The sequence below is a fragment of the Lysobacter sp. F6437 genome, from assembly GCF_052547215.1.
Map to the genome: position 1 here is coordinate 95,376 of NZ_JBQWRB010000001.1, position 21,483 is coordinate 116,858.

Sequence of the window (21,483 nt, forward strand, 5' to 3'; positions counted from 1 at the left end):
AGGGGGCGCGCATGACGGGGGATTAGGTAAGGACATGCAGACACCAGTACGGGAGACCGCCCTTTGACAGGCAAGAACAATGAGCGTGGCGAACACGCGACCGCAGTAGTCACCAACGACGCTTCATCGGAACAGGGAATAGAAGGCAGCGGCCCCGAACCCGGGTTGCAGACCGTCGGGCCGGAAGCCCCTGCCGCCAAGGCGGTGCCCGGTGCAGGCAAGGCCGGCAAGCCGCCGGTCGACCTGACCAAGTTCAAGGTCGAGAAGACCTGCTCACGCGGACTGGCCGCATGGCTGGCCGCCAACCGCATCTCGCTGGCGATCACCTCCTACCAGAGTGGCCGGGTCTACCTGGTCGGCAGCGACCAGCAGGGCAGGGTGTCGTTCTTCGAGCGCATCTTCGAGCGCGCCATGGGCGTGGTCGGCAACGCCCAGCGCATCTACCTCGGCAGCCTGTACCAGTTGTGGCGCTTCGAGAACGTGCTGCGCTCCAACGAGGTCATCCACGGCCAGTACGACAAGTGCTACGTGCCGCGCAACGCGCAGACCATCGGCGACCTGGACATCCACGAGCTTGGAATCCGCAGCAACGGCAAGGTCGTGTTCGTCAACACCAAGTACTCCTGCCTGGCCGAGCTGAGCCCGACCCACAGCTTCAAGCCGATCTGGAAGCCGAAGTTCGTCAGCAAGCTCGCGCCCGAAGACCGTTGCCATCTCAATGGCCTGGCGATGGTCGACGGCCGGCCCAAGTACGTCACCGCCGTGTGCCGCAGCGACACCGTCGATGGCTGGCGCGACCGCCGCCACGACGGCGGCGTGGTGATCGACATCGAGACCGACGAGATCGTCTGCGAGGGCCTGTCGATGCCGCACTCGCCGCGCTGGGCCAACGGCAAGCTCTGGGTGCTCAACGCCGGCACCGGCCACCTGGGCTGGGTCGACTTCGAGAAGAAGGCGTTCGTGCCGCTGGCATTCTTCCCCGGCTTCCTGCGCGGCTTGTCGATCATCGGCAACGTGGCGGCGGTCGGCCTGTCCAAGCCCCGCAACCAGCGCTTCGAAGGGCTGCAACTCGACGAGGAGCTGCGGAAACGTGACTCGGACCCCTGGTGCGGCGTGCAGATCGTGTCGCTGACCAACGGCGACGTCAGCAACTGGATCCGGTTCGAGGGCGACATCACCGAGATCTTCGACATCAGCTTCCTGCCCAACGTGCGCAACCCGATGATGATCGGCCTGCGCACGGCCGAGATCCGCGACCTGATCACCTTCGAAGCGGAGACCCCCACGGAGGAGATACCCGCATGAGCCCGAATCCGCGCGTGAAGCCAGGCCTGCGCATCGCCTTGGCCATCGCTGTGACCATCGCTGCCAGCACAGCCGCGGCGCAGGTGGCGCCGAAGCCAGCCACGCCGACAGTGTCGACCGGCACGGCCACCCAGCCAGCAACCACCCTGCGTGCCGAACCCGTACCACCGGCCGTCGATGCGGCATTCAAGGCATGGGATACCGACCATGACAACGTGTTGAGCCTCGCCGAGTTCCGCAACGGCTGGCGCAACATGAAGCGCGGCTCCAGGCAAACGACCGGGCCGGGGCTGCGCCAGCAGTTCGACCGCCTGGACGCGAACGGCAACGACGGCATCGACCGGACCGAATACTCGAACATGGTCCTGCTCAAACGTGCCGGCGCCATGGCCCCGCCGTTCTCCGAAGCAGACCGTAACCGCAGCCAGAAGCTCGAGTTCGACGAGTACAGCGCACTGGTCCAGCGGCTGCGCACAACCGGTGGCCGGCCCACGACGCCGCGCACCCCAACCTCCAAGGCTGGACACCCATGAGCACACGCGCCCCTGTCACCTTCGATGTTTCCCCGGTATGGAAGCAGCTCACCCCCGAGCTGAAGGACGAAGTGCTGGCCTTCTGGAAGCAGCACCGCGCGATCGGCGACCCCGAGCGTGCGCGGCATCGCGCCGACGAGGTGGTGTGCATCGCCCGTGGCGAAGATGGAGCCCTGTGTGCCGTCAGCACCGCGGTTGTCCGGGTGCTGCCGCGCCTGATGCAGCCGCTGTACTACTACCGGCTGTTCTTCGCCCGTTCGGTGCGGGGGCAGGGACAGGTGATCCCGTTCTACAACCGCGCCCGGGAGGTCCTGCAGGCCTACAATGCAGGCTTGGCCGAGCCGGAAAGCCTGGGTGTGCTGCTGGAGCTCGAGAGCCGGTACCTCGACGCGTACCACAAGGACGCCTACATCCCGGAAGCCGACAGCACCTTCATCGGCTATTCGCCCCGGGGCCTGCAATTGCGGGTTTCCTATTTCGAAGGCGCCAAGCTGCTGGCGCCCCGGGCCGCCCGTCGCCCCGCAGCGACCCCCGCGATGGCCTGAGCCCCTCGGGTAAAGGGTCCGGCGATGCACGCCGGGCCACGGCGGCGCATGCCCGCCGCTGGTTGCGCTAACTCCCTGATACCCCTACAATTCCGCTTCTGTCTGCCCCTCGACGGGTACGGCAGCGACCAAAATAACTACAGAGGAATCTGGTCATGTACGCAGTTGTAGTCACCGGCGGTAAGCAATACCGCGTGATGCAGGGCGAAACCCTGCGCGTCGAACTGCTCGAAGCCGAAGCCGGCAGCGAGATCAAGCTCGACAACATCCTGATGCTGGGCGACGGCGAGGGCGTGAAGCTCGGCGACGCGCTGAAGGGCGCCAGCGTCACCGCGAAGGTCGTCGGCCATGGCCGCGCCGACAAGGTCCGCATCGTCAAGTTCCGTCGCCGCAAGCACCACCGCAAGCAGATGGGCCACCGTCAGCACTACACCGAAATCGAGATCACCGGCATCGCCGGTGGCGACAAGAAGTAAGGAGAAGCAGTCATGGCACATAAAAAGGGCGTAGGTTCCTCGCGCAACGGCCGCGACTCCAACCCGAAGTACCTCGGCGTCAAGCTGTACGGCGGCCAGGCGATCGAGGCGGGCAACATCATCGTCCGCCAGCGTGGCACCCAGTTCCATCCGGGCGAGGGCGTCGGCCTGGGCCGCGACCACACGCTGTTCGCGCTGGTCGATGGCAAGGTCGAGTTCACCACCCGGGGCCTGAAGAAGCGCCGCACCGTCAGCGTCGTCAGCGAGTGATTCGCGCGGATCGGGCCTCGGCCCGGTCCCGCCGCCGCTGTCATCGGGAGGCCCCGCTTCGGCGGGGCTTTTCGTTTCTGTAACAATCAATCCGCTCCACCCACAAGCAAGGTCCAGGCATGAAGCTCGTCGACGAAGCCGAAATCCAGGTCACCGCAGGCAACGGCGGCAACGGCTGCATCGGTTTCCGGCGCGAAAAATTCATCCCGCTCGGTGGCCCCGATGGCGGTGACGGCGGCGATGGCGGCAGCGTCTGGATCATCGCCGACGAGAACCTCAATACCCTGGTCGACTTCCGCCACCAGCGGCTGTTCCGCGCCCAGCGCGGCCAGAACGGCATGGGCCGGCAGATGTACGGCAAGGCCGGCGAGGATCTCACCATCACCGTCCCGGTCGGCACCGTGGTGGTCAACGTCGAGACCGACGAGGCGATCGGCGACCTGACCACGCATGGCGAGCGCCTCCTGGTCGCCCAGGGTGGCAAGGGCGGGCTCGGCAACATGCATTTCAAGAGCTCGACCAACCGCACCCCGCGCAAGGCGCTGCCGGGCCTGCCGGGCGAGGAGCGCACGCTCAAGCTGGAGCTGAAGCTGCTGGCCGACGTCGGCCTGCTCGGCTTCCCCAACGCCGGCAAGAGCACCTTGATCCGCGCGGTCTCAGCAGCGACGCCGAAGGTCGCTGACTATCCGTTCACCACGCTGTACCCGAACCTCGGCGTGGTCCGGGTCGAGCAGCACCGCAGCTTCGTGATTGCCGACATTCCCGGCCTGATCGAGGGCGCCGCCGATGGCGCTGGCCTGGGCGCGCAGTTCCTGCGCCACCTGCAGCGCACCAGCCTGCTGCTGCACCTGGTCGACATCGCGGCCATGGAGGGCGGGGTCGAGATCAGCCCGGCCGAGCAGGTCCGCGCGATCGAGCGCGAGCTGGAGAAGCACGACCCGGAGCTGCTGGACAAGCCGCGCTGGCTGGTGTTCAACAAGGCCGACCTGCTGCCGGAGGATGAGCGCCAGGCGCTGGTCGAGTCGATCGTCGACGAACTGGGCTGGAAAGACCGCTCCTACCTGGTCTCGGCGATCGGCCGCGAGGGCACCTGGCCGATCATGCTCGACGTCATGGCGTTCTTCGACCGCCAGCGCGAGGACGCGCTTGAGGCCGCGGCTGAAGCCGATGCCCACGCCAGCGGCAACCCCCACGCGGGCTGAAATTCCGCGCTTTCGTAGGAGCGGCTTTAGCCGCGATCGGGAATCGTAATCCCGTGCCGACTCCGATCGCGGCTAAAGCCGCTCCTACGAAATGCTCCACCCTTCGGAGCCATTTCCATCGCCCACGAAAAAACCCGGCCGGGGCCGGGCTTCTTCATGCGCCTTGGTTGCCCCGAAGGGCAACCGGATCAGGCAGCCTTGAGCGCCTTGATGCGGGCGGTCAGGCGGCTCTTGTGACGGGCGGCCTTGTTCTTGTGGATCAGGCCACGCGAGCTGAAGCGGTCGAGGATCGGCTGGGCGACCTTGAAGGCGTTCTCGGCGGCGGCGGCGTCGTTCTCGCCGAGGGCCTTGAGCACCTTCTTCACGGCGGTGCGCAGCATCGAGCGCTGGCTGCCATTACGGGCGTTGCGCACGACGGCCTGCTTGGCGCGCTTCTTGGCGGACTTGATGTTTGCCACGGCGTATTCCTGAAATATGTAGTTGGAGCGGGAAGAAAAATGGACTGCGGGCCGGTTTGCCGACACCATGGTCGGCCGGTTGCCCAGCGAGTAGACAGGAAATTATGGGGGATTCAATGGCTTGGGTCAACATCGCCCGCATGAACGGCCAGCCGGCCGGGGGCCGTCGATGACGGCGGGCCCGGGCAAGGTCCGGCAGGCCGGCATGCTGCGTTCCACCGCGGTATTCAGCGCGATGACGTTCATCTCGCGCATCGCCGGATACCTGCGCGACTGGCTGCAGGCCAGCCTGTTCGGCGCCGGGCCGGCGGTCAGCGCGTTCGTGGTCGCCTACCGCATCCCCAACTACCTGCGCCGGATCTTCGCCGAAGGGTCGTTTTCGTCGGCGTTCGTGCCGTTGCTGTCGGAACTGAAGCAGAAAGGCGACGAAAAGGCGCTGCAGGACTTCCTCGACCACGTCGCCGGTGCGCTGCTGGCGGTGGTGGTTCTGGTCAGCGGCCTCGGCATGCTGGCCGCGCCGTGGATCGCCGAGCTGTTCCTCGCGCTGGCGCCGGCCGGCACCGACACCGTGCCGCTGGCCGCGGACATGCTGCGCATCACCTTCCCGTACCTGACGTTCATCTCGATGACCGCGCTGGCCGGCGCGGTGCTCAACACCTTCAGGCATTTCGGCCTGCCGGCGCTCACTCCGGTGCTGCATAACGTGGCGATGATCGCGGCGATGCTGCTGCTGGCCGGTTACCTCGACGTGCCCGCGCAGTCGCTGGCCTGGGGCGTGCTGGCCGCCGGCATCCTGCAGTTGCTGGTGCTGTGGCCGGCGATGGCGCGGCTGGGGATCCGGCCGCGGATCCGCTTCAACCTGCGCCACGAAGGCGTGCGGCGGGTGACCCGGCTGATGCTGCCGACGATCTTCTCGTCGTCGGTGTCGCAGGTGAACGTGCTGGTCGGGACCATGTTCGCCTCGTTGCTGGTACCGGCCGCGCAGTCGTGGCTGTACTACTCCGACCGGCTGACCGAGTTGCCGCTCGGGCTGTTCGGCGTCGCGATCGGCACCGTCATCCTGCCGCAGCTGTCGCGCCTGCACGCCGACGAGGACGCCGGCGGTTACTCGAAATCCCTCGACTGGGGCCTGCGGATGGTGCTGCTGATCGGCATGCCCGCCGCGCTCGGGCTGGCGCTGCTGGCCGAACCGCTGACCGCCTCGCTGTTCCGCTACGGCGCGTTCACCGGCGAGGACACCCGGATGGTCGGTTACGCGCTGACCGCGATGAGCATCGGCATCCCCGCCTTCATGCTCAGCAAGGTCCTGCTGCCGGCGTTCTACGCTCGCAAGGACACCCGGACCCCGATGCGCGCCGCGGTGATCACCGTAGTCGCCAACGTGGTGTTGACGGTCGCGCTGGTGACGCCCCTGTACCGCATGGACCTGCCGTGGGCACACGCGGGGATCGCCGCGGCGACTGCGCTGGCCGGCATCCTCAACGCGGCGTTGCTGTGGCGTTACCTGCGTCGCGACGGGATCTACCAGCCGCAACCGGGATGGACCCGCTGGCTGGTACGGATCGCGCTGGGGCTGGTCGCGATGGCGGCGGTCGTGGTCGGCCTGCGTGAATGGGTTGGCGACTGGACCGCGATGAGCGGCTGGTGGCGCTGGGCCTGGCTGCTGCTGGTGATCGGTGCGGGTGCCGGGGCGTATGGCGTGGTGTTGCTGGTTGCCGGTCTGCGCCCGAGGCACCTGCGGCATTAGAGATCAGGAACGGCAGGAGCGCCGCGCCAACCGGCCGCGGCTTCCCGACGTTTCGAACCGGACCGCGGCTTCACCTGCGTTTCGAACCGGGCCGCGGCTTCCCTCCGTTGTAGGAGCGGCTTCAGCCGCGATCTGAAGTCGGACGAGCGACCAACTGTCCGATCGCGGCTGAAGCCGCTCCTACAAGAGCGCGGGGGTTCGGTCGGGCAGAGTCCCGGAGCACCGCGCCCGCCGGCCGGGGCCCCACGCCCGCTATACTTCAACCGATGAGCAGGCTGTTCAGAGACGTCGAGGGCGGGTCGCGATGCCCGCACGGCAGTGTGGTCTGCATCGGCGCCTTCGACGGCCTCCACCTGGGGCATCGGGCACTGGTGCGCCACGCCGTGGCCCGCGCACGCGCGCTTGATGTGCCGGCGGTGGCGCTCACCTTCGAGCCATTGCCGCGGGAGTTCTTCGCGGGCGACCAGCCACCGCCACGACTGCTGTCGGCGCGGGCCAAGGTCGAGGGGTTGTTCGAACTCGGCATCGACCAGGTCGGCCTGCTTCGCTTCAACGCCCGTTTCGCGGCGATGTCCGCGGAGGATTTCGTGCGCAAGGTGCTGGTTGGACAGCTGGCCGTGCGCGAGGTCTGGGTCGGGCCCGATTTCCATTTCGGCAAGGGCCGTGTCGGCGACCTTGCGTTATTGCAGCGGATGGGGCGTGAACTAGCCGACGCTGGCCACGGATTTACGGCCGGCGAGATCGAACCGGTGCTGCTCGATGGCGAGCGCGTCTCCAGCACCCGCATCCGCAAGGCGCTGCAATCGGGCGATTTCGCCACCGCGTCGCGCCTGCTCGGGCGGCCGTATCGCATTGGCGCGCGTGTGGTGCGTGGCGCCCAGTTGGGCCGCAAGCTCGGTTACCCGACCGCCAACATGCGGTTCGGCGGCAAGGTGCCGGCGCTGTCGGGCATCTACGCCACCCGCGTGCACGGCATCGATGACCGGCCGCTGGCGTCGGTCTCCAGCCTCGGCACCCGGCCCACGGTGAACGGTACCGAGCCGCTGCTGGAGGCCCACCTGTTCGATTTCGACGGCGACCTGTACGGTCGGCGGATCGAGGTCGAGTTCGTCGCCAGGCTGCGCGATGAAGAGAAATTCGATGACCTGCCGACCCTGGTCGCGCAGATGAACCGCGACGCCGAACAGGCGCGTGAAATCCTGATGCAAGACCAACCGCGAGCGACTGCGTGAGCGCCAAGAACAACGACGCCAATCCCTACAAGTCCACCCTGAACCTGCCGGCGACGGCGTTCCCGATGCGTGGCGACCTGCCCAAGCGCGAGCCGATTGCGCTCGCGCGCTGGGAAAAGCACGGTCTGTACGGCCAGATCCGCGAAAAGGTGAAAGACCGCGAGCGCAGCTTCGTGCTGCACGACGGTCCGCCGTATGCCAACGGTGTGATCCACATCGGCCACGCGGTCAACAAGGTGCTCAAGGACCTGGTGGTGAAGTCGAAGCTGCTGTCGGGCTTCGATGCGCCGTACGTGCCGGGCTGGGACTGCCACGGCCTGCCGATCGAGATCGCGATCGAGAAGAAGTACGGCAAGGTCGGCGTCAAGCTTGATGCCGCCGAATTCCGCCAGAAGTGCCGCGAGTACGCCGCCGAGCAGATCGACCTGCAGCGCGCCGACTTCAAGCGCCTCGGTGTGCTCGGCGACTGGGACAACCCGTACCGCTCGATGGATTCGCGGTACGAAGCCGACATGCTGCGTTCGCTGGCGAAGATCATCGATCGCGGCCACCTGCTGCGCGGCGCCAAGCCGGTGCATTGGTGCTTCGACTGCGGCTCGGCGCTGGCCGAGGCGGAGATCGAGTACGCCGACAAGGTCTCGCCGGCAGTCGACGTTGCCTATCCCGCGAAGGCGACCAAGGCGATGGCATCGACCTTCGGTGCCGCGGTGGAGGAGGGCGTCGAGATCGTTGTGCCGATCTGGACGACCACGCCTTGGACGCTGCCGGCCAGCCTCGCGATCAGCGTCGGTGCCGACCTCGATTACATGCTGGTCGAAGGTCCGGCGCGTGCCGACGGCGGCCGCCGCTGGCTGGTGCTGGCTGAGGCGCTGGCGGAGAGCGCGCTCAAGCGTTACGGCGTCGAGGACGTCGTCGTGCATGGCCGCGCCAAGGGCGTCGAGCTGGAGAACCTGATCGTCCGCCACCCGTTCTATGCGCAACGCGACATCCCGATCCTGCTCGGCGAGCACGTCTCCGACGAGGATGGCACCGGCAACGTCCACACCGCGCCCGGCCACGGCCAGGAGGATTTTGCGGTGGCGCGCAAGTACGGCCTGCTCGAGGGTCTCGAAGCGGCCGTGCTGAACCCGGTCGACGCGCGCGGTGTGTACCTGCCCGGCACCCTGGCGGCCGATGGCACCGCGCTCGAAGGCCTGCACATCTGGAAGGCCAACGACGCGATTGTCGAGGTCCTGCGCGCCAACGACACGTTGCTCGCGTTCTCCAAACTCAACCACAGCTACCCGCATTGCTGGCGCCACAAGACGCCGGTGGCGTTCCGCGCCACCCCGCAGTGGTTCATCTCGATGGAGCAGGCCAACCTGCGCAGCGACGCGGTCGAGGCGATCGGCAAGGTCGCCTGGTTCCCGGACTGGGGCGAGGCGCGCATCGCCGGCATGGTCGAAGGCCGACCGGACTGGTGCATCAGCCGCCAGCGCACCTGGGGCGTGCCGATCGCGTTGTTCGTGCACAAGGTCAGCCATGAGCCGCATCCGCGCTCGGTTGAGTTGATGGGCGAGGTCGCGAACCTGGTCGAGCGAGATGGCATCGATGCCTGGCACGCGCTCGACCCGGCGACCCTGCTGGGCGACGAGGCCGGCGATTACGAAAAGGTCACCGACATCCTCGACGTCTGGTTCGACTCTGGCGTCACCCACGAGTGCGTGCTCGCACAGCGTCCTGAGGACGGTCTGCGCAAACCAGCCGACATGTACCTGGAAGGCTCCGACCAGCACCGCGGCTGGTTCCAGTCCTCGTTGCTGACCGGCGTCGCGATGGACGGCGAGGCGCCGTACAGGCAAGTGCTGACCCACGGCTTCGTGGTCGACGCCGACGGTCGCAAGATGTCCAAGTCGCTGGGCAACGTGGTCGCGCCGCAGAAAGTAGTCGACGCGATGGGCGCCGACGTGCTGCGGCTGTGGATCGCCTCGGCTGACTACCGCAACGAGATGTCGGTGTCCGACGAGATCCTCAAGCGCAGCGCCGACGGCTACCGCCGCATCCGCAACACCGCGCGCTTCCTGCTGAGCAACCTCGACGGTTTCGACCCGACCGTGCATCTGGTGCCGACCGCCGAGATGGTCGCGCTCGACGCCTGGATCGTGCATCGCGCGCACGGCCTGCAGCAGAAGATCATCGCCGCCACCGAGCGCTACGACTTCGCCGAGATCGTGCAGCTGCTGGCCAACTTCTGCAGCGTCGACCTCGGCTCGCTGTACCTCGACGTCACCAAGGACCGCCTGTACACGATGCCGGCCGACTCGCGTGGGCGCCGTTCCGCGCAGAGCGCGATGTACCGCATCGCCGAGGCGTTCGTACGCTGGATCGCGCCGATCCTGAGCTTCACCGCCGACGAGATGTGGGGCTACCTGCCGGCCGTGACCGAGCAGGGCCCGCGCGAAGGCAACGTGCTGTTCACCACCTGGTACGACGGCCTCGCCCCGCTGGCCGACGACGCGCCACTGTCGGCCGAGGACTTCAAGCGCCTGCTGGCGCTGCGCGAACAGGTCAGCAAGCTGCTCGAACCGATGCGCGCCGCCGGCACCATCGGCGCCGCGCTGGAGGCCGAGATCGCCCTGCGCTGCGGTGTCGCCGACCAGAACTGGCTCACCCCGCTGGCCGAGGAGCTGCGCTTCCTCTTCATCAGCGGCGACGTCAGCGTGGTTGCCGATGACGGCGCCAAGGAGGTCGCGGTCGAAGCCACTCGCAGCGAGAAATCCAAGTGCGGTCGCTGCTGGCACTACCGCGCCGACGTCGGCAGCGTCGAAGCACACCCGACCCTGTGCGGTCGCTGCGTCGACAACATCGACGGTGACGGCGAAGACCGGAGGTGGTTCTGATGGCCGGTCCGACATCCGGCAAGCCCCGGCCCAACGCCCTGATCTGGCTGGTTCTCTCGGTCGTCGTGATCGGGCTCGACCAGCTGACCAAGTACTGGGTGCTGACGTCCCTGCCCGAGTACACCGCCATCCCGGTGATCGAAGGCGTCTGGAACTGGTACCGCACCTACAACACCGGCGCCGCCTTCAGCTTCCTCAGTGACGCCGGCGGCTGGCAGAAGTACTTCTTCGTGATCCTCGCGGCCGGCATCTCCGGCCTGCTCGGCTACTGGCTGTACCGCACCCCGCGCCGCGACTGGAAGACCGCGATGCCCTACGCGCTGGTGATCGGCGGCGCCATCGGCAACGTCATCGACCGCCTGATCCACGGCCACGTCGTCGACTTCATCCAGTGGCACTGGCAGGACTGGTACTGGCCCGCGTTCAACATCGCCGACGCCGCGATCGTCGGCGGCGCAGTGGGCATCGCGCTGTATGGACTCTTGGGCGGGCAGGGCAAGACGGATTGATTTGATACCAGATTCTGGTACCATTCCGGGGTGAGAAGGAAGCACGCCAAGACGCTGGATGCGATTTTTGCCCGGCCCGTGCCGGGGAATATCCAATGGAACGACATCGAGTCGTTGCTGGTGGCCTTGGGTGCGGACCGGGAGGAACGGGAAGGGTCGCGGGTCGCCTTCATCTGGAAGAACCAGATCCAGGTATTCCATCGTCCGCACCCGCAGCCCGATACCGACAAGGGCGCAGTGACGAGCATCCGCAAATGGCTTGAACTCAATGGGGTGACCCCATGATCAACACTATCAACATCGACGGGCACAAGGCGGTGATTACCCTGGATGCAGAACTTGGCATGTTCCGTGGCGAGTTTGTCGAGCTCAACGGGGGGGCCGATTTCTATGCCAAGAGCTACGACGCACTCCTGGTTGAAGGGCAGCGCTCGCTGGAAACTTTCCTCGCAATCTGCGAGGAGCGCGGCATTTCGCCGAAGCGCAGTTTCTCCGGCAAGTTCCAGGTGCGACTCCCCAAGGCGCTGCATGCCGCTGCCGTCGCTGCCGCGGCCGCACGCGGCGTCAGCCTGAACCAATTGATTGCAGAAGCGGTTCAGCACGAGACGGCCGCAGCGTAAAATCCCCACATGGACGTCATCCTCGCCAACCCCCGCGGCTTCTGCGCCGGTGTCGACCGCGCCATCGAGATCGTCAACCGCGCGCTGGAGACCCTTGGTGCGCCGATCTACGTGCGCCACGAAGTCGTGCACAACAAGTTCGTGGTCGACGACCTCAAGCAGCGCGGCGCGATCTTCGTCGAGGAGCTGCACGAAGTCCCCGACGGCAATACCGTGATCTTCAGCGCGCACGGTGTCTCGCAGGCCGTCCGCGCCGAGGCCGCGCGCCGCGACCTCAAGGTGTTCGACGCGACCTGCCCGCTGGTGACCAAGGTCCACCTCGAGGTCGCGCGCCAGTGCCGCGCCGGTCGCGACATGGTCCTGATCGGCCACGAAGGCCATCCCGAGGTCGAGGGCACGATGGGCCAGTGGCAGCGCGAAGCCGGCCGCGGCAACATCTACCTGGTCGAGGACCTGGAGGACGTCGCCGCGCTCACGGTCGAGCAGCCGGAGCACGTGTCCTTCACCACCCAGACCACGCTCTCGGTCGATGACACCCGCGCCGTGATCGACGCCCTCAAGGCCAGGTTCCCGGCGATCCAGGGGCCAAAGAACGACGACATCTGCTACGCCACCCAGAACCGCCAGGACGCCGTGCGCCAACTCGCTGCCAAGTGCGACCTGGTGCTGGTGGTCGGCTCGGTCAACAGCTCCAACTCCAACCGCCTGCGCGAACTGGCCGAGCGCCAGGGCGTCGAGGCCCACCTGATCGACGGCGCGGACGAGATCCGGCCGGAATGGATCACCGGCCGCAAGCACATCGGCATCACCGCTGGCGCCTCTGCCCCGGACGTGCTGGTCCGTGGCGTGATCGCCCGCCTGCGCGAACTCGGCGCCGACACCCTCACCGAGCTCGACGGCGAGCCCGAGAACATGGTGTTTGCGCTGCCCAAGGAACTGCGGGTGCAACTGGTCGACTGACCGTCAATTGACCCTGCAGGCCCGCCAACCCTACAATTCCGCCTCTTCGCCGGAATAGCTCAGTTGGTAGAGCGGCGCATTCGTAATGCGTAGGTCGTAGGTTCGATTCCTATTTCCGGCACCAGACAGCAAGGCCCGCTTCGGCGGGTCTTTTTGTTGCTGTATCGTCGCCGCATGCTTGACCTGCACTGCCACATCCTCCCGGGCATCGACGACGGCGCGGTCGACCTCGACATGGCGCTGGAGATGGCCCGCATCGCGGTCGCCGACGGCATCCACACCATCGCCTGCTCGCCGCATATCTACCCGGGCATGTACGACAACGATGCCGCTGGCATCCGTGCCTCGATCGCCGGCCTGCAGGCCGAGCTCGACCAGCGCGACATCCCGCTCAAGCTGCTCGAAGGCGCCGACGTCCACCTCGTCCCCAGCCTGCTCGCGGGCATGCGCGAGGGCAGGGTGCCGACCATCGCCGGCTCGCGCTACCTGCTGCTGGAGCCGTCCCACCACGTCGCGCCGCCCGGGTTCGAGGACGCGCTGTTCGACCTGATGGCGGCCGGCTACGTGCCAGTCATCACGCATCCCGAGCGGCTCAGCTGGGTCGAGGACCAGTACGACGTATTCGACCGCCTCAGCCGGCGTGGCGCCTGGATGCAGGTCACCGCGGGCGCGATCACCGGCCGCTTCGGTCGTCGGGTCAGGTACTGGGGCGAGCGCTTCGTCGGCGAAGGCCACTGCATGCTGCTGGCCACCGACGCGCACCATCCGACCCGCCGCCCGCCGTTGCTGGCCGAGGCCCGCGACGCGGCCGCCGTGCTGGTCGGCTTGGAGGAGGCCCGCCACATGGTCGAGACGCGCCCCGCCGGCATCGTCGCGGATATCGCACCGGAGCTACTGCCACCTCCGCTGTTCTCCACCCCCGGTTTCGCCGCCTCAACACCATCGACACCGGATTCCGGTTCAGCCTTGCGCGGATTCCTGCGCAGGCTCCGCTCGGGTCGTGCATAATTTCCGGTCAACCGCCGATTTGTGACGCCGGTTATTGCATTCGAGATCCAGGGGACAAGGCTTTTGCATCACTTGATTCGTTTGGCTGCGCTGTTGTGCGTGGCATTGCTCGCCGCCTGCGCCAGCCGCGGCCCCGCCGCCGATGGCACCGTCCATGTCCTCCCGCAGGGTGACGTCGTAGCCGAGGCCGTCGGCCGTCCCGAGTACCGCATCGGCCCCAGCGACCTGCTGACCGTCACCGTGTTCCAGATCGAAGACCTCGACCGGGAAGTGCGGGTCAACAACGCCGGCCAGATCTCGCTGCCGCTGATCGGCGTCATCGATGCCGCCGGCCTCACCGTCAACGCACTGCAGACAGAGATCGAGGCGCGTTACGCCGCCGACTACCTGCAAAACCCGCAGGTCTCGGTGTTCGTCAAGGAGTTCGCCAGCCAGCGGGTCACCGTCAGCGGCGCGGTCGAGAACCCCGGCATCTATCCCATCCCCTCCCAGGTCACCTTGCTGCAGGCACTGGCTCTGGCCGAAGGCATGACCGACGTGGCCAGTTATGAAAACGTCCTCGTGTTCCGCACCATCAACGGCCAACGCCAGTTCGCGCGCTTTGACATCAACGCGATCCAAGCCGGCACCCTAGACGATCCGATCCTGATGGGTGAGGACATCGTCGTGGTCGACACTTCGTCCGGCCGGGTTGCACTGAAGAACCTCATCCAGATCGTCCCGTTGATCGCGGTATGGAGAGTATTCAAGTGAGTACTGTCTCCGACGAGTCGACTTTGCCGTCTGGTCCGTCCCGCCAGGACGAGGACGAAATCGATCTGCTGCAGTACTGGCGGATACTGCGTGAGCGACAGTGGCTGGTGCTTGGGGTGCTGGGCGCGGTGGTGCTCCTGACGCTGGTGTTCACTTTGCTGGCAACGCCGATCTACCGTGCCGGCACCACCCTGCAGATCGAGCGCGACACCATCCAGGTGACCAACTTCGAAGGCGTCAGTCCAGTGGACGCCGCGGGTGATGGCGACTTCTACCAGACCCAGTACGAACTGCTGAAAAGCCGTTCGCTGGCGCTGCGGGTGATCCAGGATCTCGAGCTTGTCGAGCATCCCCAGTACGCCGATCGCATCGAGGCGGTGGACGAGGCCCTCGCCGAGAAGACCGACGGAGAAGTCGTCCCCACCACCCGGCAGCAGGCCCGCGAACGCGCCTTGGTCGGACAGCTGCAGCAGGCACTGACGATCGAGCCGATTCGCAACTCGCGGCTGGTCAAGATCAACTTCGATTCGCCCGACCCGCGCCTGGCCGCGCGCGTCGCCAACACCTACGCCGACGCCTTCATCGCCAGCAACCTGGAGCGCCGCTTCGACGCCTCGGCCTACGCGACCAAGTACCTGGAAGAGCGTCTTGCCCAGCTCAAGGCCCGGCTCGAGGATTCCGAGAGGGCCGTGGTGCAGTTCTCCGCGCAGGAGCAGATCGTCTCCGTCGGCGACGACCAGCCCTCGCTGTCGGCGCAGAGCCTGTCGCAACTCAACAACGCGCTGGGCGCCGTGCAGGACCAGCGCATCAAGACCGAGGCGATGTGGCGCCAGGCCACCAGCGGCTCCGGCATGGGCCTGCCGCAGGTCGTCGAGAACCCGCTGATCCAGACCCTGCGTGAACAGCGCGCCGTGCTGGAGTCGGAGTACCAGGAGAAGCTCGGCACCTACAAGCCGGACTACCCGGACATGGTCCGCCTGCGTGGACAGATCGAGGAGCTCGACCGCCAGGTCGCCACCGAGGTCGGCAACATCCGCACCGCCATCGAGACCCAGTACCGCTCCGCGCTGGCGCAGGAATCACTGTTGCGCGACCAGATCAGCGGCCTCAAGGGCGACGTGCTCGACCTGCAGGGCCGCAGCATCCAGTACAACATCCTCAAGCGCGAGGCCGACACCAACCGCGAGATCTATGACGCGCTGCTGCAGCGCTACAAGGAGATCGGCGTCGCCGGCGGAGTGGGGGCCAACAACATCTCGGTGATCGACCGTGCGGTGGTTCCGAACGGCCGCCATTCGCCGCGGCTCGCGCTCAACCTCGCCGTCGGCCTGCTGCTGGGCCTGTTCGGCGGCGTGCTGCTGGCGTTCCTGCTGCACCACCTCGACCGCACGGTGAAGACACCCGCCGCGCTGCGCGACCTGACCGGCCGCCCCGTGCTCGGCGTCATCCCGCTGCTCGGCGAAAACACCACCCCGGCCCAGGCCGCGGCCGACCTGCGCTCGCCGTTCGCGGAGGCTTACCGCTCGGTCCGCACCGCGTTGCAGTTCGCCACCCCGCATGGGTTGCCGCACAGCCTGCTGATCACCAGTGCCAACGCCACCGAAGGCAAGACCACCTCGGCGGTCGAACTCGCGCGCAACATCGCCCAGCTCGGCAAGCGCGTGGTGCTGGTCGACGCCGACCTGCGCAATCCGTCGCTGCATCGCGTGCTCGGCCTGTCCAATGGCGTGGGCCTGTCCAGCGTCTTGTCCGGTGCGGTGGAGCAGGGCTCCGCATTGCAACGGCTGGAGGACCAGAAGCTGTCGGTGATGACCTCCGGCCCGTTGCCGCCCAGCCCGCCCGAGCTGCTGGCCGGCGATCGCCTCACGGCGCTGATGCAAGCCCTGCGCGCCGACTTCGACGTGATCGTCCTCGACGGCCCGCCGGTGCTCGGCCTCGCCGATGCGCCCCTGCTTGCGCACCAGGCCGAGGCAACCGTACTGGTCGCCGCCGCCGAGGCCACCCGCAGCGACGCGTTGCAGATCGCCATCCAGCGACTGACCAGCGTCCGCGCCCGGATCCTCGGCACCCTGCTCACGCGCTTCGACCTCAAGCGCAAGGGCGAAGGCTACAGCTACACCTATTACAGCTATGGCGGCGACAAGGACTGAGACGGGCGACCGTCCACGTCCCGTACACCGGCGCGCCGCTAACGTTGCCAGTCGCGCGCCATGCGCCACGAACCCCATTGGAGTGAACCAACATGAAGTTGCTACTCGGCCTCGCACTGGCGATCACCGCCGCCCCCGCGTTCGCGCAGACCGCCGCACCTGCGCAGCCGTTGCCGCAGGACACCGTCCAGGCGCCGGCGACGACCGCCGCGCCGCAGCCCGCCGCGACCACGCCGGCCGGTGTTCCCGCCCCGGAACCCTTCCTCGGTACCGGTGACGCCGACCCGCAGCGCAGCTCGCTGATGATCGCCGCGGGCGTCGCATTGGGCGCGCTGGTACTGACCACGGCTGGCGACGACAACGACGACGAGCCGTCCAGCCCCTGACACGGGCGCTGCATCGTCGATTCCACGAAGGGGCCAACCGGCCCTTTCGTTTTTTCCGGATACTGTGCGGATGAATCCAGCCACATCCCGTCCTGGCACCGTCCGCACCCTCATCGCCGCCGCGGTTGTGATCCCGCTCGCCTGGCTCACCCTGCAACTCGGTCGCGTGGATGGCGATATCGGCGCACCCACCGGTCCGGAACGGTTGATCGAAGCGATCGACGACGCCCCGGCGCTGCCCGTCGCCGCCGGTGGGCAGGCGAGGGCCGCACTGCACGACCGCCCCATCGACGGCCGCGCCTACCGCGTGCTCGCGCAGGTCGCGCAGTCCAATGGCGACCAGCAACAAGCCGGCCGCCTGTACGCCATCGCCGCCGAACGCTGGCCGCGTGACCGCATCGCCCAGGCCGCACTGGTCGACCGTGCGTTTGCAGAAGGCGACATCGACCGCGGCCTGACCCATCTCGATGCCCTGCTGCGCGTCGCACCCCGCCTTCGCCCGGCGCTGCTCGGCGGCCTGATGCCGTACCTGGGCGACACCGAAATGCGTGCGGGACTGGTCCAACGCCTCGCACAGGATCCCCCGTGGCGCGCAGCAATGATCGCGCCACTGCTGGCCGAGACCACCCCGGTCGAACCGGCCCAGACCCTGCTGGCGGAACTCGCCGCCACCGGCCCACTGTCCGAGCGCGAACTGCACGCCCGCGTCAGCCTGCTCGACCGCGCCGGCCGGGCCGCGGATGCGCGACAGGTCTGGTTGCAGACCCTCGCCGTGGACGACCGCGCCGCCGCGGGGCTGGTATTCGACGGTGGCTTCGAACACCCGGGCGTGACCGGCGGCTACGGCTGGCAATACGACAATCCGCCAGCCGGCGTCGCCATCGGTCCCGACCCGACCGACCCGCTGTCGGGCGAATACGCACTGTCGATCGTGTTCGACGGCCGCGCCGTCCGGTTCGCCCACCTGCGCCAACCGCTGGCGCTGGCGCCCGGTCGTTACCAACTGCAGGCGGCCGCCTGGCAATCCATCAACACAAGTCGCCCCTTCGTCTGGCAACTTTCCTGCAGCGTGGGTACCGGCGGGGTGCTGGCCGAGCTGCCCCTTGGCGCCGCACCGGTTTGGACGTCGGTCAAAACCGCCTTCGATGTCCCGCCGGGCTGCGAACGCCAGCAGTTACAATTGCGGCACACCGCACGCTCGCTGGCGGAACGGACCATCCGGGGCTCCATTCAGCTTGATGAGACGTTCATCACCAAGCTTCCGTGACGGTTGCGGTCTATTCAGACTCCGATTATGCTGCGGTGCAATGCCGCGCCGGTTGGGCGCCACGTTTTCAAAATGGGGAAATCGATGAAGAAGTTGCTTGTTGGTCTGGCCGCCACGTTTGCCTTCGGCTCTGCTTTTGCCCAGACCACGCCCCCCGCACCGGCTGCCACCCCGGCACCTGCGGCCGTGGCGCCTGCCGCGCAGGACCAGGCTCCGGCCCAGACCCCGGCCCCGGCCACCACGCCCGCGCAGCCCACCTCCGTGGTGAACACCGCACCGCGCGTGCCCAAGGCCGTGATCGCCGTCGGTGCCGCGGGTGCCGTTGCGCTCGCCCTGGTGCTGGGCGGCGACAGCGACGACGACAGCCCGTCGAGCCCGTAATCGCCGTAACGCACACCACAAATTCAAGCTCGACACGACGGGCCGCCTAGCGCGGCCCGTTGCATTCCCGGAGTAGAAGAAACATGCAAGTGAAGGGCGCCGGGGGGACGCCTGAATTCATCGCGTTCGCGGCCACGGCCGCGTTGCTGGTGATCGCGATGATTTTCGGCGGGGGCTCGCGCGGCGCGGGCGACCTCGTCGTGCACCTGTTTGCATTGCTGGCGCTCGCCCTCGGCATCCTGCGCTGGCGCCACGCCGATGCCACCCGACTGCAGCGCCTCTTCCTCTACCTGCTGCTGACCGCGATGGCGCTTGTCGCGCTGCAACTACTGCCGTTGCCCGCAAGCCTGTTCGCCCGACTGCCGCAACGCGTAGCCGTGCTGGCCGACATGCACGCCGCCGGCGTTGCCCCGGCCTGGCTGCCGATGACACTGGACCGCTGGGGCACCGTCCGCGCGCTGCTGGCGCTGATTACCTTCGCTGCCATGTGGATGCTCGCCAGCACCTTGGCCACGCATTCGCGACAGCGGCTGATCCAGCTTGCGGTCGTGCTCGCGGTGCCGATGGTCCTGCTCGGCTTTGCCCAGGTGCCCGGCGGCAGCCGCATCGACCTGCACGTGCACGACTTCCAGAACAAGGGCTCCGCCACCGCGCTGTTCGCCAACCGCAACCACCTGGCCGCGTTGCTGGCGATGCTGGCGCCGCTGGCCATGGTGTTCGGCCACCAGGCGCAGCAACAGCGGCGCGTGCCCGCCGCATTCGCCTGGTACGGCGCCCTCATGCTGTTGCTGCTCGGCGCCGCGATGACCTTCTCGCGCGCCGGCATCCTGCTCGCCACGCTCGGCGTCGCCATCACCGCCGCCATCCTGCTGCTGCGCGGTAACAGTCCCGTCGCGACTTGGCCGCGACGCCACGCCGGCCTGTTCGCCGCCACGCTGGTGACCATCCTCGCCGTCGCCAACTACGCCTGGGGCCGGATCATCGACCGCTTCAACATGGACCCGCTGGGCGACCGCCGCTGGGAATACCTCGAGCACGGCTGGAGCGCCATCAAGGCCTACCTGCCCTGGGGCAGCGGCATGGGCAGCTTCCGCGACACCTACGCCCCGTTCGAACCCGTCAGCGCCATGGTCAACACCCACGCCCTCCACGCCCACAACGACTTCGTCGAAGTAGCCCTGGAAGCAGGAATCCTCGGCCTACTGCTGATCGCACTGGCCATCCCCCTCCTGGCCGCAATAATCCGCAACGCCCTTGTAGGAGCGACGTCAGTCGCGATCACCCTTCCCGTCGCGACCCACCCCCGCTTCCACCCCCATACACTGGCGATCACCACAGCCATCCTGATCCCCATAGCCCACAGCCTGGTCGACTACCCCCTGCGCACCCTCACCATCACCACCCTGTTCGCCCTGCTGCTGGCCCACCTCGGCCCCCAAACAAAACCAAACGATCAAACGGACTGACCCATGCAAACCCTCGATAACGCCCGCCTCGCCATCGTCGGCCTCGGCTACGTCGGCCTGCCACTGGCCGTCGAGTTCGGCAAGCGCTACGACACCGTCGGCTTCGACATCAACCAGTCCCGTATCGACGAGCTGCGCGCAGGACGCGACAACACTCTCGAAGCGTCGCCGGAAGAACTGGCCGAAGCCACGCGCCTGACCTTCACCAGCGACCTGCAGGACCTGCAGGCCTGCAACGTCTACATCGTCACCGTGCCCACGCCCATCGACTCGGCCAAGCGCCCCGACCTGACCCCGCTGATCAAGGCCAGCGAAGCCCTGGGCCAGGTCCTCAAGGACGGCGACACCGTGATCTACGAGTCCACCGTCTACCCCGGCTGCACCGAGGAAGTCTGCGTCCCCATCCTCGAAAAAGTCTCGGGCCTCAAGTTCGATACCTCGCGCTCTTCTCTTCTCCCGCCTGCGGGAGAAGATGCCCAAAAGGCAGATGAGGGCAGCTTCTCAGTAGGCTACAGCCCCGAACGCATCAACCCAGGCGACAAAGAGCACCGCGTAACCAACATCCTCAAAGTCACCTCCGGCTCCACCCCCGAAGCCGCCGACTTCATCGACAGCCTCTACGCCAGCATCATCACCGCCGGCACCCACAAGGCCAGCTGCATCAAGGTGGCCGAAGCCGCCAAGGTCATCGAGAACACTCAGCGCGACCTCAACATCGCCTTGGTCAACGACTTGGCGATGCTGTTCAACAAGCTCGGCATCGATACCTTGGAGGTGCTGGAAGCGGCAGGAACCAAATGGAACTTCCTGCCGTTCCGCCCGGGTCTGGTCGGCGGCCACTGCATCAGCGTCGATCCCTACTACCTGACCCACAAGGCGCAGGAAGTGGGGCATCACCCGGATGTGATCCTTGCCGGCCGTCGCACGAACGACGGCATGGGCGCGTACGTGGCCGGCGAGGTGATCCGACTCATGGTGCGCAACGGCATCAACCCGGTGCGTGCGCGCATCCTGATCCTTGGCTTAACATTCAAGGAGAACTGCCCGGACCTGCGCAACACCCGCGTGGTGGACATCATCGAGGCGTTGCAGGGCTATAACGCCCGCGTCGACGTCTGCGACCCGTGGGTGAATGCCGCCGAGGCCAAGCATGAGTACGGGTTGCCGCTGTGCGAGCCGGGCCAAAGCGAATACGACGCCATCGTGGTGGCGGTGGGACATGAGGAGTTCCGCAAGCTGGGTGCTGCCGGCATTCGCGCGCACGGCAAGCCGGGGGCGGTGCTTTATGACGTGAAGTACGTGCTGCCGCGGAAAGCGGTGGACGGTAGGCTTTAAG

Annotated in this window: 22 protein-coding genes and 1 tRNA gene; 22 read left to right on the top strand and 1 reads right to left on the bottom strand. The window is 67.2% G+C overall.

Annotation, left to right across the window (positions count from 1 at the left end; genetic code table 11):
- Positions 1 to 63 precede the first annotated feature (63 nt).
- The 6 genes from ACT9F5_RS00385 to cgtA all read left to right on the top strand — a co-directional run bounded on the left by ACT9F5_RS00385 (position 64) and on the right by cgtA (position 4,331).
- On the top strand, positions 64 to 1,305 hold the full coding sequence (locus ACT9F5_RS00385; RefSeq protein WP_445117985.1) for a TIGR03032 family protein: 1,242 nt from the start codon (positions 64 to 66) through the stop codon (positions 1,303 to 1,305).
- Complete coding sequence (locus ACT9F5_RS00390) at positions 1,302 to 1,838, top strand: EF-hand domain-containing protein (protein WP_445117986.1); 537 nt, start codon at positions 1,302 to 1,304, stop codon at positions 1,836 to 1,838. Before ACT9F5_RS00385 ends, ACT9F5_RS00390 begins: the two co-directional genes overlap by 4 nt.
- Entirely contained in the window at positions 1,835 to 2,383 is a 549-nt protein-coding gene (locus tag ACT9F5_RS00395) for a hypothetical protein (protein WP_445117987.1), read from the top strand. Before ACT9F5_RS00390 ends, ACT9F5_RS00395 begins: the two co-directional genes overlap by 4 nt.
- A gap of 155 nt (positions 2,384 to 2,538) precedes the next feature.
- Positions 2,539 to 2,859 carry a 50S ribosomal protein L21 gene (rplU, locus tag ACT9F5_RS00400; RefSeq protein ID WP_445117988.1) on the top strand — a complete coding sequence of 107 codons (321 nt, stop codon included), beginning with the start codon at positions 2,539 to 2,541 and terminating at the stop codon, positions 2,857 to 2,859.
- A 12-nt stretch (positions 2,860 to 2,871) separates the two neighbouring features.
- A complete protein-coding gene (gene rpmA / locus ACT9F5_RS00405; RefSeq protein WP_445117989.1) occupies positions 2,872 to 3,129 on the top strand; it encodes a 50S ribosomal protein L27 in 258 nt (85 codons plus the stop codon).
- A 119-nt stretch (positions 3,130 to 3,248) separates the two neighbouring features.
- The gene (cgtA, locus tag ACT9F5_RS00410; RefSeq protein ID WP_445117990.1) at positions 3,249 to 4,331 is read left to right on the top strand and encodes an Obg family GTPase CgtA; all 1,083 of its coding nucleotides are present in this window, start codon (positions 3,249 to 3,251) and stop codon (positions 4,329 to 4,331) included.
- Positions 4,332 to 4,519: 188 nt separating this feature from the next.
- Here cgtA and rpsT read toward each other — a convergent pair whose 3' ends face one another.
- Positions 4,520 to 4,789, bottom strand: coding sequence for a 30S ribosomal protein S20 (gene rpsT / locus ACT9F5_RS00415; RefSeq protein ID WP_445100092.1), 270 nt, complete (start codon positions 4,787 to 4,789; stop codon positions 4,520 to 4,522).
- 169 nt (positions 4,790 to 4,958) lie between these two features.
- On the opposite strand from rpsT, the gene murJ reads away from it, so the two are divergent.
- The 16 genes from murJ (at position 4,959) to tviB (ending at position 21,482) form a co-directional block, all read left to right on the top strand.
- Positions 4,959 to 6,536 (top strand): murein biosynthesis integral membrane protein MurJ, encoded by a 1,578-nt coding sequence (gene murJ, locus ACT9F5_RS00420; protein ID WP_445117991.1) that lies wholly within the window; start codon positions 4,959 to 4,961, stop codon positions 6,534 to 6,536.
- A gap of 266 nt (positions 6,537 to 6,802) precedes the next feature.
- Positions 6,803 to 7,768 carry a bifunctional riboflavin kinase/FAD synthetase gene (locus tag ACT9F5_RS00425; RefSeq protein ID WP_445117992.1) on the top strand — a complete coding sequence of 322 codons (966 nt, stop codon included), beginning with the start codon at positions 6,803 to 6,805 and terminating at the stop codon, positions 7,766 to 7,768.
- A 65-nt stretch (positions 7,769 to 7,833) separates the two neighbouring features.
- Positions 7,834 to 10,647, top strand: coding sequence for an isoleucine--tRNA ligase (gene ileS, locus ACT9F5_RS00430; RefSeq protein WP_445119454.1), 2,814 nt, complete (start codon positions 7,834 to 7,836; stop codon positions 10,645 to 10,647).
- The gene (lspA, locus tag ACT9F5_RS00435) at positions 10,647 to 11,156 is read left to right on the top strand and encodes a signal peptidase II (RefSeq protein WP_445117993.1); all 510 of its coding nucleotides are present in this window, start codon (positions 10,647 to 10,649) and stop codon (positions 11,154 to 11,156) included. The genes ileS and lspA overlap by 1 nt, the downstream gene beginning before the upstream one ends.
- Before the next feature lie 30 nt (positions 11,157 to 11,186).
- A complete protein-coding gene (locus ACT9F5_RS00440) occupies positions 11,187 to 11,441 on the top strand; it encodes a type II toxin-antitoxin system HicA family toxin (RefSeq protein WP_445117994.1) in 255 nt (84 codons plus the stop codon).
- Positions 11,438 to 11,776 (top strand): toxin-antitoxin system HicB family antitoxin, encoded by a 339-nt coding sequence (locus ACT9F5_RS00445; protein WP_445117995.1) that lies wholly within the window; start codon positions 11,438 to 11,440, stop codon positions 11,774 to 11,776. Before ACT9F5_RS00440 ends, ACT9F5_RS00445 begins: the two co-directional genes overlap by 4 nt.
- Before the next feature lie 9 nt (positions 11,777 to 11,785).
- On the top strand, positions 11,786 to 12,736 hold the full coding sequence (ispH, locus tag ACT9F5_RS00450; protein ID WP_445117996.1) for a 4-hydroxy-3-methylbut-2-enyl diphosphate reductase: 951 nt from the start codon (positions 11,786 to 11,788) through the stop codon (positions 12,734 to 12,736).
- Between the two features lie 48 nt (positions 12,737 to 12,784).
- Positions 12,785 to 12,860: transfer RNA gene (locus tag ACT9F5_RS00455), tRNA-Thr, on the top strand.
- Between the two features lie 50 nt (positions 12,861 to 12,910).
- The gene (locus ACT9F5_RS00460; RefSeq protein ID WP_445117997.1) at positions 12,911 to 13,744 is read left to right on the top strand and encodes a CpsB/CapC family capsule biosynthesis tyrosine phosphatase; all 834 of its coding nucleotides are present in this window, start codon (positions 12,911 to 12,913) and stop codon (positions 13,742 to 13,744) included.
- A gap of 72 nt (positions 13,745 to 13,816) precedes the next feature.
- Complete coding sequence (locus tag ACT9F5_RS00465) at positions 13,817 to 14,497, top strand: polysaccharide biosynthesis/export family protein (RefSeq protein WP_445117998.1); 681 nt, start codon at positions 13,817 to 13,819, stop codon at positions 14,495 to 14,497.
- The gene (locus tag ACT9F5_RS00470; protein WP_445117999.1) at positions 14,494 to 16,647 is read left to right on the top strand and encodes a polysaccharide biosynthesis tyrosine autokinase; all 2,154 of its coding nucleotides are present in this window, start codon (positions 14,494 to 14,496) and stop codon (positions 16,645 to 16,647) included. The genes ACT9F5_RS00465 and ACT9F5_RS00470 overlap by 4 nt, the downstream gene beginning before the upstream one ends.
- A 92-nt stretch (positions 16,648 to 16,739) precedes the next feature.
- On the top strand, positions 16,740 to 17,033 hold the full coding sequence (locus ACT9F5_RS00475) for a hypothetical protein (RefSeq protein ID WP_445118000.1): 294 nt from the start codon (positions 16,740 to 16,742) through the stop codon (positions 17,031 to 17,033).
- A gap of 70 nt (positions 17,034 to 17,103) precedes the next feature.
- On the top strand, positions 17,104 to 18,300 hold the full coding sequence (locus ACT9F5_RS00480) for a tetratricopeptide repeat protein (protein ID WP_445118001.1): 1,197 nt from the start codon (positions 17,104 to 17,106) through the stop codon (positions 18,298 to 18,300).
- Between the two features lie 84 nt (positions 18,301 to 18,384).
- On the top strand, positions 18,385 to 18,681 hold the full coding sequence (locus ACT9F5_RS00485; protein ID WP_445118002.1) for a hypothetical protein: 297 nt from the start codon (positions 18,385 to 18,387) through the stop codon (positions 18,679 to 18,681).
- A gap of 83 nt (positions 18,682 to 18,764) precedes the next feature.
- Positions 18,765 to 20,147: an O-antigen ligase family protein gene (locus tag ACT9F5_RS00490; protein ID WP_445118003.1), complete on the top strand. Its 1,383-nt coding sequence runs from the start codon at positions 18,765 to 18,767 to the stop codon at positions 20,145 to 20,147.
- A 3-nt stretch (positions 20,148 to 20,150) separates the two neighbouring features.
- Positions 20,151 to 21,482: a Vi polysaccharide biosynthesis UDP-N-acetylglucosamine C-6 dehydrogenase TviB gene (tviB, locus tag ACT9F5_RS00495; protein WP_445118004.1), complete on the top strand. Its 1,332-nt coding sequence runs from the start codon at positions 20,151 to 20,153 to the stop codon at positions 21,480 to 21,482.
- Position 21,483: the final 1 nt, after the last annotated feature.